This window comes from Eubacterium multiforme (genome assembly GCF_030813415.1).
GTDB classification, from domain to species: domain Bacteria; phylum Bacillota; class Clostridia; order Clostridiales; family Clostridiaceae; genus Clostridium; species Clostridium multiforme.
This window is the reverse complement of sequence record NZ_JAUSUF010000001.1, coordinates 486,476-505,216: the sequence shown is the minus strand read 5'-3', so window position 1 is coordinate 505,216 and position 18,741 is coordinate 486,476. Positions and strand designations below refer to the sequence as shown.

15 protein-coding genes are annotated in these 18,741 nt (G+C 27.2%); 13 read left to right on the top strand and 2 right to left on the bottom strand.

Annotated features, from left to right (window positions below; all coding sequences use genetic code 11):
- The first annotated feature begins 163 nt into the window (after positions 1-163).
- The 9 genes from J2S18_RS02330 (at position 164) to recQ (ending at position 6,829) form a co-directional block, all read left to right on the top strand.
- Positions 164-667: a GNAT family N-acetyltransferase gene (locus J2S18_RS02330; RefSeq protein WP_307482740.1), complete on the top strand. Its 504-nt coding sequence runs from the start codon at positions 164-166 to the stop codon at positions 665-667.
- 32 nt (positions 668-699) lie between these two features.
- A complete protein-coding gene (locus tag J2S18_RS02325) occupies positions 700-1,317 on the top strand; it encodes an HD domain-containing protein (protein WP_307482738.1) in 618 nt (205 codons plus the stop codon).
- Positions 1,318-1,429: 112 nt separating this feature from the next.
- Positions 1,430-1,912 carry a hypothetical protein gene (locus J2S18_RS02320; RefSeq protein WP_307482736.1) on the top strand — a complete coding sequence of 161 codons (483 nt, stop codon included), beginning with the start codon at positions 1,430-1,432 and terminating at the stop codon, positions 1,910-1,912.
- Between the two features lie 131 nt (positions 1,913-2,043).
- Positions 2,044-2,652, top strand: coding sequence for a hypothetical protein (locus tag J2S18_RS02315; protein WP_307482734.1), 609 nt, complete (start codon positions 2,044-2,046; stop codon positions 2,650-2,652).
- Between the two features lie 92 nt (positions 2,653-2,744).
- Positions 2,745-2,879: a clostri-philic family protein gene (locus J2S18_RS02310; protein ID WP_307482732.1), complete on the top strand. Its 135-nt coding sequence runs from the start codon at positions 2,745-2,747 to the stop codon at positions 2,877-2,879.
- Between the two features lie 90 nt (positions 2,880-2,969).
- Positions 2,970-3,407, top strand: a complete 438-nt coding sequence (locus J2S18_RS02305; RefSeq protein ID WP_307482730.1) for a GNAT family N-acetyltransferase — start codon at positions 2,970-2,972, stop codon at positions 3,405-3,407.
- A 58-nt stretch (positions 3,408-3,465) separates the two neighbouring features.
- On the top strand, positions 3,466-4,035 hold the full coding sequence (locus J2S18_RS02300) for an NUDIX hydrolase (protein ID WP_307482728.1): 570 nt from the start codon (positions 3,466-3,468) through the stop codon (positions 4,033-4,035).
- Positions 4,036-4,056: 21 nt separating this feature from the next.
- The gene (locus J2S18_RS02295; protein ID WP_307482726.1) at positions 4,057-4,557 is read left to right on the top strand and encodes an ATP-binding protein; all 501 of its coding nucleotides are present in this window, start codon (positions 4,057-4,059) and stop codon (positions 4,555-4,557) included.
- A 103-nt stretch (positions 4,558-4,660) separates the two neighbouring features.
- Positions 4,661-6,829, top strand: coding sequence for a DNA helicase RecQ (gene recQ, locus J2S18_RS02290; RefSeq protein WP_307482723.1), 2,169 nt, complete (start codon positions 4,661-4,663; stop codon positions 6,827-6,829).
- Between the two features lie 11 nt (positions 6,830-6,840).
- On the opposite strand, the gene aspD is transcribed toward recQ, so the two are convergent.
- Positions 6,841-8,487 carry an aspartate 4-decarboxylase gene (gene aspD / locus J2S18_RS02285; protein WP_307482719.1) on the bottom strand — a complete coding sequence of 549 codons (1,647 nt, stop codon included), beginning with the start codon at positions 8,485-8,487 and terminating at the stop codon, positions 6,841-6,843.
- 286 nt (positions 8,488-8,773) lie between these two features.
- Between aspD and J2S18_RS02280 the strand changes: the two genes are divergently transcribed.
- The 3 genes from J2S18_RS02280 (at position 8,774) to tdc (ending at position 14,667) form a co-directional block, all read left to right on the top strand.
- Positions 8,774-10,507 (top strand): MFS transporter, encoded by a 1,734-nt coding sequence (locus tag J2S18_RS02280; protein WP_307482716.1) that lies wholly within the window; start codon positions 8,774-8,776, stop codon positions 10,505-10,507.
- Between the two features lie 726 nt (positions 10,508-11,233).
- Entirely contained in the window at positions 11,234-12,646 is a 1,413-nt protein-coding gene (gene tyrP, locus J2S18_RS02275) for a tyrosine-tyramine antiporter (RefSeq protein ID WP_307482714.1), read from the top strand.
- A gap of 167 nt (positions 12,647-12,813) precedes the next feature.
- Positions 12,814-14,667, top strand: coding sequence for a tyrosine decarboxylase (tdc, locus tag J2S18_RS02270; RefSeq protein WP_307482712.1), 1,854 nt, complete (start codon positions 12,814-12,816; stop codon positions 14,665-14,667).
- Between the two features lie 211 nt (positions 14,668-14,878).
- Here tdc and J2S18_RS02265 read toward each other — a convergent pair whose 3' ends face one another.
- Positions 14,879-16,753, bottom strand: a complete 1,875-nt coding sequence (locus J2S18_RS02265) for a pyridoxal-dependent decarboxylase (RefSeq protein ID WP_307482711.1) — start codon at positions 16,751-16,753, stop codon at positions 14,879-14,881.
- 557 nt (positions 16,754-17,310) lie between these two features.
- Between J2S18_RS02265 and tyrP (J2S18_RS02260) the strand changes: the two genes are divergently transcribed.
- Positions 17,311-18,720, top strand: coding sequence for a tyrosine-tyramine antiporter (gene tyrP, locus J2S18_RS02260; RefSeq protein ID WP_307482708.1), 1,410 nt, complete (start codon positions 17,311-17,313; stop codon positions 18,718-18,720).
- The last annotated feature ends 21 nt before the right edge of the window (positions 18,721-18,741 follow it).

The window sequence follows — 18,741 nt, the reverse complement described above, 5'->3', positions numbered from 1 at the left end:
TTTAATAAAATGAATAAAATAATTATTACCTACATAGAAATAGTAGTATAAATAATTATGCATAAAAAGCAATGGGATATCATTCCATTGCTTTTTGTAAAATTATATTATAAGTACATACCATATATGGTATAATATAACATAAAACAAAGGTGGGGTAATAATGAAATATATAGATACCAAAATAAAAGGATTTAGATTAAGAAGCAGCGTTAGGGAAGATGTTGATTTAATATTAAGTTTAATAAAGGAAATGGCAATTTATGAGAATATGTTAAATGAAGTTATTGCAACAAAAGAAAGTATAAAAGAATCAATATTTGAAAAAAAACAAGCTGAAGCAATGATAGCAGAATTTAATGGAGAGCCAATAGGATATGTATTATATTTTTTTAATTATTCAACTTTTGTAGGAAGATCAGGATTTTATTTAGAAGATATATATATTAAAAAGGAATATAGAGGAATGGGACTAGGAAAGGAAATATTTAAAGTTATATCTAAAATTGCACATGAAAATGGTTGTAAAAGGATGGAATGGAGCTGCCTAAATTGGAATACACCATCAATAAAATTTTATAAAAGTTTAGGGGCAATTCCAATGGATGAATGGACAGTATATAGATTAACTGAAGATAATATTAAAAGTATTATAAATAATAGATAAATAATAAGTGGAAGTGAGAGGAATTTATTGAGATGAGTAAATATTATAATTCAGTAAGAAAAGAAATTGAGATTCTATTAGACAATAATCATAAGGAAGATATTTATCATTTAGATAGAGTATATAAAATAGCTAAATATATAAATGAAAAAGAGTCATTAGAAATAAATGATGATATACTATGTTTATCTTGTTATATTTATGATTTAGATAGAGTGTTTGAAAATATTAATGATAAAAATAAATATATTAATAAAATTTTTGATAGATTAAGTTTAAGTGATAATATAAAAAAGCAAATTAAAGATTGTATAGGATTTGTTTATAAAGATAACAAATTATCAATTGAAGCAAAGGTTTTAAAAGATGCTAGTAATTTAGATAAACTAGGGGCAGTTGGAATAGGAAGGGCTTTTATGATAGGAGGCTATAAAGAAGAAGTATTATATGACCCAAGTGTAAATTTAGAAAGTGATGATGATACATTAAAGGAAAAGAATCCATCAGTAGTCCATTATATTTATGAAAACTTATTTAAATTAGAGGATCATATGGAAACTGATACAGGAAGAAATATAGCAAGAAAAAGAATAGATTATATGGAAGAATATTTAAATAAATTTTTTGAAGAATTTGAAGGAATAGTATAAACTATTAGTAAAATTAATAAATATTTTATAATAAAAAAATATTCTATCTATAAATTTAATATATTATGATAAAATATGTTATGAATAATTTAATTTATTGAAGGTGAAAAAGATGAAAAACAAGAAGAAAAAAGTAATTGGAATTATAATAGCAGTGGCAGTATTAGCTTTGTTAATATTTAATACGCAAAGAGAAACTAAAAAGATTAATGAATTTAAAGTTTATTTAAATGGACACAAAACAGAATTTTCTCAATATATGATAGGAAAAGAAGAGAAAGAATATAAAAAATTAATGAAAGAATCAAAAGATGCTATTTCATATAGAAACGTTCAAGCTATGCCAGAACTAGAAAAAAAGCTTAACGATTTAAGTGATAAAGCACAAAAAGATAATAAAGATATTTTAACTAAGCAGTTAAATGATATTGAAAGTGTTAATTTAAATAAAATAGAAAAAGATAAAAGAGGAAAGATAAAAAAACAAATAGATACTGTTAGTAATTTAATTAAAGATAAAAAGTATAATGATGCAAGTAAAATAATTAAGGATTTAAATAAAGAAATATATAATTCAATAAGTTTAGGAAATTAACTATAAAATGCTATGGATAAAAAAATTATTCATAGCATTATTTTTTTGTTGCAGTATATAATTAAAAATAGTAATATTTAATTGTAATTAAGAACTTTTTTATAATTTAATAGTATTAAGGGAGAAAGAAGATGAGAAAGACTTTAATATTTTTAGTTTCTTTAATAGTTCTAATTGGTGGAGGGGTATATTGTATTAAAAATGGTAATGAGAAGGAAGTAGTTCAGGCATTACAAAATTATAATGAAAATCCTAATGGACAACAGATTAGAAAAAAAGAAGCTAATAAGGTTGAAAACACTAATAATAGGAATTTTTTAGATAAGATTGAAGGTGTTTGGGGTAATGGTATTATGTATGGATATATGAATGATTCAAAACCTTCAACTAATATTTCAAATAAATATTCAATATTAGTTAAAAAAGATATTATAATATCTGATTATAGATATTTTAATGGATTTGATAATATTAATTATAATAAGGAGTTTAAAGATCCTTATTACAAAATAAATAAGATTAATGAGAAAAATATTAATGACAAATTAAAGGATACCTATATAAATAAAGAAGCTTTAAATGGGATAGATATGAATGGACAATATTATATGGTAACAATAACAGAAGAAAAGAATAAAGATGATAAAGAATATAAAAATGCTCCATTTTTTTATACAAATGGAAAGGTTTTAATAGTAAATTATAAAGGTTGCTTTTTTAGATACACAAAACTTAATTAATTTAAAAAGTTCTTTCATGTAAAATCTAATAGATTTATGTATTTTTAATTATTATAAAGAGAAAGATAATACATGAAAGGAGTGTTTAAGTTATGCCTAAAAAAGATAATCTTGGAACACCAATGCAAAAGGGTGAAAGAAGACAAAGATTGCACAAAAAACAAAATAACATTGGAAATGATAAGAATCAATCAGAATATAAAGATTTTGATGGAAACCCATTATAAATAATAAAATTAAGCGTTTTAACATTGAACCAGTTATTACGCTTAATTTTTTAATAGATTTAAATAAATTAAATTTTAGGAGAGAATATTATGAGATTTGAAGAAATTACTTTAAAACATTTAGATGAAATAGTAAACTTTTATATTGAATCCTTTAATGCACCACCTTGGAATGATAAGTGGACAAGAACTACTGCAAAAAATAGACTGACTCAAATGATAAACTGCGAAGGGTCATATGGATTAGTTTGTTTTTATGAGGATAAGCCAGTAGGTATGATTCTTGGAAACCATGAGTATTATTATGATTGCCTACATTTTAATATTAAGGAACTTTGTGTAGATAATAGTAAAAAGGGAATGGGAATAGGAAAGAAACTTTTAAATGAATTTACTCTTAGACTAAAGGATAAAAAGATTAAAAAAATATATTTATATACCTTAAAATCTAATATGACAGAAAAATTTTATATAAAAAATGGGTATGAAACAATAGAAGAAATAATAATGATGGAAAAGATTATATAATATAATTTTGATTTTAAATCATATAAATAATACAATTTAGATAGAGGGGAAGCAATTTATGGATTGGAAAAAGGAAATAGAGGAATATGTACCAGTAAATGAGCAAGAAATAAAGGATAAAGAGAACATTCTTATGTGTATAAATAATTTTGAGGATGTATTTACTAGAAAAAATGTAGTTTGTCATTTAACAAGTTCAGCTTTTGTACTTAATAAAAATAAAGATAAGGCTCTTATGGCTTATCACAATATATATAAGTCATGGGCATGGACAGGCGGTCATATGGATGGAGATAAAGATTTTCTAAAAGTTGCCTTTAAAGAACTTAAAGAAGAAACAGGATTAAAAAATGCAAAACTTTTATATAATGGAATAGCATCATTAGATGTTCTTCCTGTAAATGGTCACATAAAAAGGGGTGATTTTGTATCACCTCACCTTCATTTATCAGTGGCATATCTTTTTGAAGGAGAAGAGGATGCAAACATTAGAATAAAAGAAGATGAAAATAGTGGAGTTAGCTGGATACCTTTAAAAAAGCTTAGAGAATATACTAAAAAAGAACCTTTTATGCAAAAGGTATATGAAAAAATTTTAAATAGAATAGATATTAAAACCGAAATCTAATTGAAAGAAGGATTAATTACTATGAAAAAGCTAATTGTTATTAATGGAACAATGGGAGTTGGAAAAACTAAAACTTGTAAGGAATTAAATAAAAGACTTAATAACTCAGTGTGGTTAGATGGAGACTGGTGCTGGAAGATGAATCCATTTGTAGTTAATGAAGAAAATAAAAAAATGGTAAAGGAAAATATAGTATTTCTTTTAAATAACTTTTTAAACAATTCAAATTTAGAAAACGTTATATTTAATTGGGTAATCCATGATGAAAAAATTATGGATGATATTCTAGAGAAATTAACAAATAAAGATTTTCAATTAAGAAAAATAACATTAACCTGTTCTAGAAAAGTTTTAAAAAGAAGAATATCAAGTGATATAGCAAAGGGAAAAAGAGATATAGAATGTTTAGAGAGAAGTCTTAAGTATTTTGATTTATATGAGAATATGGATACAGAAAAGATTGATACAAGTGAAATGGCTACAGAAGAAATAGTAGAAGAAGTAATGAAATTAATTGAATAATACATAAAAATTATAGATAAGGAATTGCAAAGTTGTAATTCCTTTTTATAATTAAGAAAATAAGGTTATAATTATAGTAATAGTAAATTTTAGGAGGATAATTTTGAAAAAAGCATTAGAAGTTTTAAAAAATTATTTTGGATATAGTAGTTTTAGAAAAGGGCAAGAGGAAATAATTAATGAAATAATTAATGGTAATGATGTAGTTTCAATAATGCCAACAGGCGGAGGTAAATCTATATGTTATCAAGTACCAGCATTACTTATGGATGGAATAACAATTGTTATATCACCACTTATTTCCCTTATGAAGGATCAGGTAGATACATTAAATGGTACAGGAATTCAATCTGCTTATATAAATTCTTCCCTTTCTAATTTAGAAATACAAGATATTTTTAAAAATATAGAAGATAAAAATATAAAGATTTTATATGTTGCACCTGAAAGATTAGAATCAATGGAATTTTTAAATGTTATATCAAATATTAATATTTCACAAGTAGCTGTTGATGAAGCCCATTGTGTATCAGCATGGGGACATGATTTTAGAAGTAGCTATAAATATATAAGTAAATTTATACAATTATTAAATAATAGACCTGTGGTATCAGCTTTTACAGCAACAGCAACTAAGGAAGTTAGAGAAGATATAGTAAAACTTTTAGATTTAAAAAATCCAAAGGTTTTTGTTGCTGGATTTGATAGGGAGAATTTAAAGATAATAATAGAAAAGGGTGTTAATAAAAAGCAATATATATTAGACTATGTTAAAGAAAATAAGGATGTTTCAGGTATAACTTATTGTTCTACAAGAAAAGAAGTAGATATGTTATATGATTTATTAAACTCAAAGGGAATACTTTGTGGAAGATACCATGCAGGCCTTAGTGATGAAGAAAGAAAAAGAACTCAAGAGGATTTTGTATATGATAAAATAAATTTAATTATTGCCACAAATGCCTTTGGAATGGGTATAGATAAACCTAATATTAGATATGTAATACATTATAATATGCCTAAAAATATAGAAGGATACTATCAAGAGATAGGAAGAGCTGGAAGAGATTTTGAAAAGTCAGAATGTATACTTTTATTTTCACCAGGAGATGTTCAAACACAAAAATATATTATAGAAACAGGAACATTAAATCCAGAGAGAAAGATAAATGAATTATCAAAGCTTCAAACTATGACAGATTTAGTCTACTCTAATGATTGTTATAGAAAGTTTATATTAAGTTATTTTGGTGAAGAACTTAAAGAAAATTGTAATAACTGTAGTAATTGCGAATCTTCTGGAGAGGTTGTAGATAAAACTATTGATGCACAAAAGGTTATATCTTGTATTTATAGGATGAAAAGACCATATGGCATAGGTATGATAGTAGATGTTTTAAGAGGTTCTAAAAATCAAAAACTAATTGATTTAGGGTTAAATAAATTAACTACTTATAATATAATGGCAGATTATTCTAAAGAGGATTTAAAAGATTTTATAAATACTTTAATTTCTCATGGATATATTAATTATGGTGGGGAATATCCTGTTGTTAAACCTAATTCAAAATCACTAAATGTAATAAAGGGAAATGAAGAGGTATTATTTAAAGAAAAGAGAAAAATTAAAAAACTTAATGATAATAATGAATTATTTATTATACTTAAAGACCTTAGAAGAAATATTGCAGCTAAGGAAGGAGTACCTCCATATGTAGTTTTTGGAGATAATACTATTAAGGAAATGAGTATAAGAATGCCTATAAACAACACTCAATTAATAGAAATTAGTGGTGTTGGAGAAAAAAAGATAGAAAAATATGGAGAAGTATTTTTAGAGGATATAAAAAATTATATGAAGGAAAATAATATAGAATCTAATTTTACATATGGTGAAAAAATAGATGATGAAAAATCTCATAAAAGAACAAGAAGTAATTCTTCAAAGCAAAAATCCTATGAAGTAACAATAGAAATGTTAAGGTCTGGAAAAGACTTTAAAGAAATTTCAGATGAAAGATCTTTAGCAATAACAACTATAATATCTCATGTTCAACAATTTATGAAAGAAGGAAATGAAATAGATTTTAATATAGATTTTTCTACTTTGTTTAGCAAAGAGGAAGAAACTTTAATTTTAAATGCAATAGATAACCATGGTTATTATAGAATAAAGCCAATTAAGGATGATCTTCCAAATGAAATATCTTATGACAAAATAAGATTTGTAATACTTAAAAAAATTATTAATGATAAAAAAGAAACTTTATGATAGAAATTCTATCATAAAGTTTCTTTTAATCTGTTTTTAGGATTTTCCCATTTAGTAATTAAACTTATCATTAGCTTACGCATAACTTTACCAATTTTGTAGTATTCATAATCATCAAGATTAGCAAGGGATACTCTAAGGGACCATTCAGAATCATCAAAGCCACTTCCAGATAATAAGATTACAGAACATTCTTTAGCCAAGTCATAAAGTATATATACTAATTTATAATTATTTTGAAGAAAGTTTGCAAAATCATTTCCAAAGCTAGTTTTTGCCCATTCAAGTAAATTTAATTCTGTATAATAATAGGCACTATAAGGATTATCCTTTAGTTCTATACCTAAACCTTCAAATAATAATTTTTCACGACGACGGCATATTTCCATTGTTAACTTTTTATAACTATCATCAGTATCTAATAAAGAGAAGGCACAGAAAAATGCCATTTGAACTTGTTGAGGAGTTGAAAGACCAGCAGTGTGGTTTAAGGCTACCTGTCTACTATCTGCAACAATTCTATCTATAAAAGGTAGATTTTCACAATCAGTACGAAGTTCTTTATATCTTCTTCTAATAAGTTCCTTTTTATCATCAGATAGATTTTTTATTAAATCATCTAATACATTATTTTTATGAATAGCAATTGTTCCCAAACGATAGCCAGTTACTCCAAAATATTTTGAAAAAGAGTAAACGCCAATTGTATTATAAGGAAGATCTGCCATTAAAGAACGGAAATTAGGAACGAATGTACCATATACATCATCAGAAATTATTATTAGATTTTTGTTATATTCTTCAACAATATTTATTAATTTTTCCTTGCTTTCTTTTGTTAAAGCTACAGAGGAAGGATTACCAGGATTAACAATAAATAAAGCTTTTATTGAAGTATCTTTAAGTTTATCTAATTCACTTTGAGATACTTGCCAGCAATTACTTCCATCTTTTGAATGTTCCAAAGCTTTAACTTGAACTATATCTAAACTATATCTTGGAATATGAGGAATTTCTAAGTAAGGTGTAAATATAGGTGTAATTATAGCAATTTTATCTCCTTTACATAAAAGTTCATTAGCTTTTAAAGAATCAAAAATATAACACATAGCAGCAGTAGCACCTTCTACAGCAAATAAATCAAAATCTCCACATTTAGAGTCATTAGAGCAAAGTTCTTTTACCAAATAGTCGTGAACTATTTTTTCTATATAGGATAACATTCTATCTGGAAAAGGATAGTTATCTCCAATTATTCCATCTGCAAGTTCATAAACCCATTTATCTGGATTAAAACCTTTTTTATTTATTCCATATTCAATTATATTTACTAAAAGCTCCATTCCAGGGGCAGTTTTATTTTTATTTGCAAATTCTTTAAATCTATTATATATACCATTTGCATGAGGCATACCAGCAAGGTCTCCTTCACTCCAAACCCTTTGAGTTTCAGAAACTGCAAATTGCCCAAAAGTAAAAAAAGCTTGACGAGGAGTTGCAGCTGTCCAGTTTGGATTTCCTCTTCCAGCATCAAGAAGTGGTCGCTTACTTCCATCAATATCTTTTTTTGCTACTTTTAATAATTCATTTTTAAATTCAAAGGGACTTATTTTATCATAAATCTCTTCAATTTCTTTAAGTTTAACAGTATCATTCATATTTAATCCTCCTAAAATTTATATATAAACTCTAGCCACAAAAAAACTATACAACAACTTTAAAATAATAAAAGAGATAAACAGTAATAATATTGTTAAATTTTTTTATTAAAATTGTACAATTAACTTAATACAGTTAACAATTAAGTATTTTTGTTAATAATCATTATTAGTTAACAAAAATATTACAGTTTCTCCATTGAATTGAAGTGAGAATAAAACTATAATTTGAACATGGTTCATAAAGCGGTGGGATAAGAGGTGTATTAACAAAGGAGGAATTAAAATGGAAAATGAAAATGGGTATGCACCAAAGGTGCAAAAGGCACTTATGACAATGTTTTTACTAGGAATATTTATAGGTGGTATGGATTCTGGTATAGTATCACCAGCAAGAACAGTAATTGCAGATGCATTAGGAGTAGGTGCAGATACATCTGTTTGGATGATTACAATTTATACATTAGCATATGCAGTTATAATGCCTATTTCAGGAAAATTATCAGATAGATATGGAAAGAAAAAAATGTTCGTATTTTCAGTTGCTGTTTTTGGTATAGGTTCAGCATTATGCGGATTTTCAGATTACATAGGTGGTTATGATGGACTACTAGTAGCAAGAGTTATACAAGCTATTGGTGGTGGTGGAATTATGCCAGTTGCAACAGCATTTATAGGAGAAAGCTTCCCAGTTTCAAAAAGAGGATCAGCTTTAGGATTAGTTGGTGCAACTTATGGTATAGCTACAGTTCTTGGACCTACAGTAGGTTCTGGAATAATAAATTTATTTGGTGCAGATAATTGGGGATTATTATTCTTTATTAATGTTCCAATATGTTTAATAGTTGTTATAATGGCAATTAAGATTAAGATAGTAGAACAAAAACATATAGACAAAAAAATGGATACTATTGGAAGTGTAATTGTAGCAGTTATGATTTCATCAATTATGTATGCAGTTACAAATTTAAATTTCCATAAATTTAGTGAATCATTAAGATCAACTGATGTTTATCCATTCCTAATTATTTTTGTTGTATTATTACCTTTATTCATATATCGTGAAAATAGAGCTGAAGATCCAATAATAGATTTAAACTATTTTAGAAATAGAAATATATGTCTTACTTTACTTATGAGTTTATCTGTTGGATGTGGAATGATGAGTGTTGTATTTATTCCTCAATTTGGTGAAAATTCATTAAGATTAGCACAAGGTTCAGGTGGATATTTAATCACTATAATGGCTGTATTTACAGGTATTGCATCACCTATAGGTGGTAAATTTATAGATAAATATTCAGCAAAAGCAGTATTGTTAGTAGGATTTTCTTGTACAATTATAGGTACATTAATGCTAGCATTAATTGTTGCAAAAGATAATAATATGGTTGTATTACTTATAGGTCTTGCAATAATGGGTGCTGGTATGGGACTTACAATGGGAACACCACTTAATTATTTAATGCAAACTTATGTGGCAAAAGAAAATGCGGCATCAGCACAATCAACTTTATCTCTTATAAAGAGTATTGGTATTGCTGTATCTCCAAATATATTAATAAACTTCATAGCAGAGGCTGGAGATAAAATGCCTACAGAAATTATGAAGGTAATGCCTAAAATTCCAGGGGCTAGTGGAGGAATGGCAGGTTCAATTACAAATTCAGATATTCCAAAGCATATAATTGATTCATTCCAAAATGCAGATGTTACAAGTATTACAGGAGTAATGAAGGAATTTTCAAACTTTATGTTTGATAAAGCAAAACCTGCAATTGAAAGAGGAATGGCAGGTCACCTTCCACCACATACTACTATGAATGAAGCATTTACATCAATGAAAGCTAATTATTTAACTCAAGTAGATGGAGCTAGGGTAGCTATAGAAAATACATTCCAACAAACAATGAATAATGGATTTGCAAATTTATTTATTGCTTCAGCTGTAATTGCAGCAATAGGACTTGTATTAGCTTTATGTTTAACTAATAAAAAGAAAGAAGTAGCTGAAAAATAGTAGAGTAAATTAAAAAATATAGGAAAAATAAAAATGGAATCTATATAAATAGTTAATTCAAAAAGAAACTATTTATGTAGATTCTATTTTTTTATTTATAAGAAAAAATTTTCAAAGAAAATAGCAAAGATAACTAAAATTAAAAATATAACTAGTATACCTAAAGCATGTTTAATAGCATTTATATTTGACTCTTTACTCATATAATTCTCCTTTCATAGACCTTTTTTATAAAATTTTATGTAAATGTTTACTTGGATAAAAATATTAATAGTAAAGTATATTATGAAAAATTGCATTTAATTACTGAATAAATATAACAAAAAAGGAAGTGATTCCTTAATTATTTAGTACATTTTTAGTTAATAAAAAGGTTAAATAAAAACACTAAATTAATGATGTTAAAGGTTTAATTATGAACAAATATTAAAAAATATATTTTATATTACTTATTGAAAGGAATAAAAAACAGATTTAATAGCATTTTAGATGAACAAATTGAAAACAAAATTGATTAAATATGAATATTGTATCTAAAGTGTATTCTTTGGCCTATATAGCAATTTGACAAAAAAATAAAAGAGAATAATATATAATGTGTACTTATTCAGGAGAGAATGCTTTTCAATAATAAGTATAAATATAAAAAAATTATTAGATTTAAAATTTTAAGATGTAATAATTTTTTATGAAAAATTAAATATTTTCAGGAAAGGAAGTAGTCTTATGAGCAGTGTTAAAAAACTTACACTATTCCAACTTATAGGAATAACAATGGCCTTCTTTGGTACAGTAAGAAGTGTTCCTACGTTAGCAATAAATGGTTGGACACAAATCTTTTATCTTGTAGGAGCAGTTATAGTATTTGCTATTCCTATATCATTAATGGCAGCAGAACTTGCAACAGGATGGCCAGAAGAAGGAGGCCCTCACGTTTGGGTTAAAGCCGCACTTGGAGAAAAATGGGGATTCGTAACATCATGGTTATTATGGGTTCAAATGTTCTTCGGTATGGTAATGGTTGCTTCAACAGTTGGAGTTTTACTTGGATATGTTGTTGGTAACGAAAGCTTATCAAAAAATAATATATTCATATTCGTAGTTATACTTATTTCTTATTGGGGAGTTACTTTATTAAATCTTAAGTTTGATATGGTTAAGATAGTTGGTAACTGGGGAGCAGTAATTGGTGTTTATATTCCATTTATCGCACTTGTAGTATTAGGATTAATTTATTTATTTAAAAACGGAATACAACCTAACAGTTGTTTAGGAACATTTAGTACAAGTAAACTTATACCAAATTTCAGTGATTTTGGAAGTTTAACTTATTTCTCAGGAATTATATTTATATTTGCAGGTGTTGAAATATCATCAGTTCACGCTAACAACATTGAAAACCCAAAGAAAAACTATCCAATAGCTGTTATATTATCAGTTATCGTATTAGTTATATTCAACTTAATAGCAGGCTTAACAGTTTCAAATGCAGTTCCAGCTGGAAAAATGGAATTAGCAAATATAACTCAACCATTTGTTATATACTGTCAAAACCTTGGAATACCATCAATATTTAATAATATAATATCAGCTATGATAGCTATTGGTGTTCTAGTTCAATTAAGTGCTTGGGTACTTGGACCATCAAAAGCAATGATTAAAGTTGCTGAAGAAGGAAATTTACCTCCAGTTTTCCAAAAGAGAACTTCAAATGGAGTACCAATAACATTTGTTTTAATACAAGCTATCGTTATTTCAATAATATCAATAACTTATGTTGTAACATCAGATGTTAATAGTGCATTCTTTATGATAACTGTAACAACAACTATACTTTACTGCGTAGTTTACATATTAATAGCAATAGCAGCTATCGTATTAAGATATAAAATGCCAGAAGTTGAAAGACCATTTAGACTTGGAGCTAAAGGTAATGGATTAATGTGGGTTGTAGCATTACTTGCTATATTTGGAGTATCAATTACTGTAATAGTAAGTTTAATACCACCATCAATATTACCAACAAGTCAACATACTTTCTATATTTCATTCCAAATTATTGGAACATTAGTAAGTGTAATAATACCATTAATTATATTCAAGTTTAAGAAACCTGAATGGAAAAAAATCGATAAATAATATTTAATTTATATAAATAATATTTAAAAGCATTATAAATTTAAAAAAAGCATTATAAAATTTATAAGTTAAAAACCGTATGGGCATTTAAAATGAGGTTAATCTTTCATTTTAAATGGTCATATGATTTGTAAACTTACAAAACATATGAAAAGGAGCATTTAAAAATGAGTGGACAAGATTTAAACTTAAAAGCATTATTTTTAGGACCAAAGTCAGAAAACAAAGATACATTCGAAAAACATTTAAAAATGTTATTTGAAGATCATAGCCAATGGAGAAAAAACTATCATCCAGAAGATAAGTGCATCATAAAGAATGCTGATAAAAATGAAGCTGATTACCTTATGACTGCTGAAAAAATGGAAGATGTTTTAACTGAATTATCAAGAAAGTTAAGATCACAATCATTACCATGGCATTCACCAAGATTCTTAGGACATATGAACTCAGAAACTTTAATGCCAGCATTACTTGGATATTTTGCAGCTATGTTATACAATGGAAACAATGTTGCTTATGAATCATCACCAGGAACTTCAGAAATGGAAGAAGAAGTTGGAGCAGATTTTGCAAGACTTATGGGATATGAAGAAGGAATCGGTTGGGGACACATTTGTGCAGATGGATCAATCGCTAACTTAGAAGCAATTTGGTATGCTAGAAACATCAAATCATTACCACTTGCAATGAAAGAAATTGCACCAGAATTAGTTGAAGGAAAAACTGAATGGGAACTTTTAAATATGTCAACAAAAGAAATCTTAGATTTAGTTGATAGAGTACCAGAAAAGTTAGATGATTTAAAAGCTAAATCAGCTAGAAGTGGTAAGAACTTAGGAAAATTAGGAAAATGGTTTGTTCCTCAAACTAAACATTACTCATGGCTTAAAGCGGCAGATATAATAGGAATTGGATTAGATCAAGTTGAAGCTGTAGAAGTTAATGAACAATACAGAATGGATACAGAAGTTCTTGAAAAGAAAATAAGAGAATATGCAGCAAAGGGAATTCCTACATTAGGAGTTGTTGGAGTTGTTGGTTCAACAGAAGAAGGAGCAGTTGATGATATTCATAAGATCATAGCTGTAAGAGATAAATTAGCTAAAGAAGGAATTAACTTCTATGCACACGTTGATGCTGCATACGGCGGATATGCAAGATCAATATTCTTAGATGAAGATTATAGCTTCATAGCTAAGGATGAATTAAAGAAGAAATACTTAGAACATGGAGTATTCTTAAATGAAGCTACTATGTGGCCTTCAGATGATACTTACGAAGCATTCAAAGCTATAAGCGAATGTGATACAGTAACTATCGACCCACACAAAATGGGATATATCCCTTATTCAGCAGGTGGTATAGTTGTAAAAGATAAGAGAATGAGAGAATCAATTTCATACTTTGCAACTTACGTATTTGAAAAAGGAATGGATATACCAGCACTTCTTGGAGCATTCATGCTTGAAGGATCAAAGGCAGGAGCTACAGCTGCATCAGTTTGGACAGCTCACAGAGTATTACCATTAAACATCACTGGATACGGAAAACTTATTGGAGCTGGAATTGAAGGAGCATTTAACCTTTATAACCACTTCAATGGAAAAGAATTTATGGTTGGAGATAAGAAAGTTATCCTTAACACATTAATAAGACCAGACTTTAACATGGTTGACTTTGCATTCAATGAAGAAGGAAATACTGATTTAACTAAGATGAATGAATTAAATCATGATTTCTATGAAGAAGCTTCATATGCAAAGGGTGGATTATATGATAATGACTTCATAACTTCACATACTGATTTCGCAGTACCAGACTATGGAAACAGCCCATATCCATTTGTTAAATCACTTGGATTCTCAAGAGAAGAGTGGGATAAAGTTGAAAAAGTTACAGTATTAAGAGCTTGCGTACTTTCACCATATATAAACAACATGGCAACATTTGATGAATACATGGAAAAAGTAGATACTGCAATTCAAAAGAAATTAGAAAATATCTACGATGTAAGATAATATAAAAATATTAAGAGAAACTCATTTGAGATGAGTTTCTCTTTTTTTGCATTTTTATATAAAAATATAGGAAATTTTATTATAAAACATATATGAAAAAGATTACTTTTATATTAATAATAAAAATAAATTTTATTATTAATATTTTATAAATATGAAGTCAATTTAAATTTATAGAAAAGTATAAACTAATTATTTATGGTTAAATAATTTAGTTGTTAAGTTTCATTAGAACTATTTTTAAGTCTTCTACAATTGCTTTTGATATTTTCTTTTCATAAACATCAAAAGTTTCCTTATCAGCGAAGAATGTATTTAATGCTGTAGCCCTTAATAAACCTATTGAATGAACTCTATCCCATTCAGTTTTTGATATTCCAAATTTTTCAGCAAACTTAACTGGACTATCTCCATAACCAGAATAATCAAATATAGTATGAGAAGTTATGAAATCATTTGTAAATAATTTTGTGCAGAATGAAGCTTCTTCATAGAATAAATGATTTATCTTATTCATTAATTCTAAATCTGTGTTTCCTTCTATATTAAAGGCAAAGTCAACCATATTAAATTCTGGTTTTGTCAATGTTTTTACAATAATATTTGTTCCATTTACTTCAAATGTTTTTTGAGATTCTAATCTATTATAAACATTGAAGGCACTTTCTATACTTGCACCTATTAATTTACCATATCCAGTAATATTTAGTGGTAATACTTGATGAGCTGCCCATACAGCTGCAGCAGAAGCTCCTGCTTTAGAACCTTCTAATGTAAATGCTCCAAGTAATACAGGAATATCCATTCCCTTTTCAAAAGTATAATTTGCAAAATAAGATATTGAATCTCTCATTCTTTTATCTTTTATACAAATACCTCCTGCAGCATAAGGAACATAACCCATTTTATGAGGATCTATAGTTAAACTATCAGCTCTATTCATATCTCTAAATGCAATATATATATCTTTAGAAGGCCAACTAATATTTTCAGGATGTTCAAAAACATGATGTTCTTCAAGCTTAGCTTTTAATTGATTTTCAGGTATAAATGAACCATCTGTATCTAAGAAAATAGCTCTGCAATATGCACCGAAGGCTGCATCTATATGGAAGTAGAAATTAATTCCTTGTTTTGAGAATTTATCTCTTAAGTCAGCAATTTTATCAATACAGTCAACTGATCCTTCTTCTGTTGAACCAACTACTCCTACTACACACATAATAGGAATTTCTTTACTTACACAGTCCTTAATTATTTCCTCTAATGAATCAATTTTCATTCTAAAATGATCATCAACTGGAACTTGTATTAAATTATCTGAACCTACTCCCAAAATATCTACAGCCTTAAGCCATGAATAGTGTTTTGTTTGTGGAACTAATACTTTTCCGAGTTTAGGGATAAGAGAACCTGAAGCTCTAGCTGAATGTTCTTTTATAGCATCAATTTTATCATTATTTTTTTCTAATATATCTAGTATTTCTTTTACTGACATATTTAAAAGTTCCCATTCAGTTTTTCCTTCTACTAGTTCTGGTGCAACTTCTTTCATTGCAAGTGGTAATGATTTGATATTTCTAGCATACCATAATGCTTCTACATTTGCTGTAGTTCCATCTACAGAAATATGACCCCAGCCAGTTTGTGGATCTATGCTCATAAGTTTACAGAAATCTTCACCAACTTCGCCTTCTAATATTGTAGTTGCTGGTGCACCTTCGTAAGCACAATTGTTTCCGTTATACATCATTGCTGCAAAATATCCGAGTAATGCTGGCATTATTGTTTCTGCATTCATGTGACCTATATATCTCATAGAATGCCAAGGCATCATATTTGCTCTTAATTTAGAAGAAAGCTCTTCTAAAACACATTCAGTTTTCTTTTGAGTTTCTATAAAGTTTTTATTTGTTAATCTATCACCTGTAATAACATTTTCATCTTCAGGGTGGAAATTTTTTCTCCATTGAGAATGTTCAGTAAACATTTTTGTTAAATTTTTCAAGAAAAATTCTTCATTTTCAGCTTTTGGGCCTAAAAATAAAGCGTCAACGTTTACATCAGTATTATGTTGTTTTTCCATTAAAAACATCTCCTTAATATATTCTATATTATACCAATTAACGCTAATTACAAAAATTTATATTTAAGATGTACATCATTCAACTATGATGATAGGATTTTAAGATAATTAGTGCAAAAATTAACAATATTTAAACATAGGATAAAAGGCTTATATTTTTTTAGTTTATTAATTAAAAGTAATATTTTTTATTAAAGAAATATATAAGATAATATTTTAATCTTGTTTTTAAAAAAAATATTATATTTAAATATTCAGAAAATTCTTTTGATTTAAATTTATGTAATTGTTATTAATAATATTTTCAAAGTATATTCATAAGGATATATATAATTTTTAATGACTATATATTGTAGATTATATTTTATGAAAAAGTACTATGTATAAATAAAGTTTTAACAACTACTGATAAAAATTTATTTATATATTAATTTTTTATGTATTTATTAATAAATTTAATTTGACATAAGCAGTTAAAGGTTTACTATTAAGTTGTAAATTTTATTTGGCCTTATAATTTTTATAAATATATTTAAGAGAGGAAGTAGACATTATTTATGAATAGTGTTAAAAAACTTACCCTTTTTCAATTGATAGGTATAACAATGGCATTTTTCGGAACTGTAAGGAGTGTACCTACTCTTGCGATTAATGGGTGGACACAAATATTTTATTTTGTAGGCGCTGTAGTAATATTTGCTATTCCTATATCATTAATAGCAGCTGAACTTGCTACAGGTTGGCCCGAAGAGGGCGGGCCACAAGTTTGGGTTAAAGAAGCACTTGGAGAAAAATGGGGTTTTGTAACCTCATGGCTTTTATGGGTTCAAATGATGACCGGAATGGTTATGGTTGGAACAACAGTAGGTGTTTTAATTGGATATGTAGTTAATAATCCGTCATTATCTCAGAACAGTATATTTGTAGCAGCTTGTATATTGATAGGTTTTTGGGGAATGACATTATTAAATCTTAAGTTTGATATGGTAAAGGTAGTTGGAAACTGGGGAGCCTTAATAGGTGTATATATACCATTTGCAGCATTAGTTATATTAGGTATAGCATATGCAATAAAATATGGATTAAATCCAAATGGATATTTAGGTGCATTTAGTATGTCTAAAGTATTCCCTGATTTTCATAATTTTGGTAGCTTAACTTATTTTTCAGGAATAATATTCATATTTGCAGGAGTTGAAATTTCATCAGTTCATGCTAATAATATAGAAAATCCAAAGAAAAATTATCCAATAGCAGTTATAGCTTCAGTTTTAATTTTGGTTGTTTTAAATTTGACAGCAGGTTTAACTGTTGCTAATGCAGTTCCAGATGGTAAAATGGAATTAGCAAATATAACTCAACCATTTGTTATTTATTGTTCAGGTCTTGGTATTCCTGCAATATTTTCAAATATAATTTCAGCTATGATATTAATAGGTGTTTTAGCACAAATTAGTGCATGGATACTTGGTCCATCAAAAGCAATGATAAAAGTTGCAGAAGAAGGAAATTTACCACCAGTATTTCAAAAAAGAACTGAAAGTGGAATTCCTATAACATTTGTAATAATTCAAGCAGTAGTTGTTTCAGTACTTGCACTTGCAAATCTTGCAATACCAAATGTTAATAGTGCATTCTTTATGATTACTATTACAACAACTATACTTTATTGCATAGTTTATATTTTAATATGTATCTCTGCAATTGTTTTAAGATATAAGAGACCAGATGTTGAAAGAGCATTTAGATTAGGTTCACATGGAAATGGATTAATGTGGTTTATATCTATACTTGCACTAATAGGAGTTATATTAACTATAATAGTAAGTATTATGCCACCATCAATAATGAAACCTAGCGAACATACTTTTTATATATGTTTCCAAATAATAGGAACAATAGTTAGTATTGTAATACCATTAATTATATTTAGGTATAAGAAGCCAGAGTGGAAAAAACAAAAATAGCATTATTAAAAGCTCTTAATT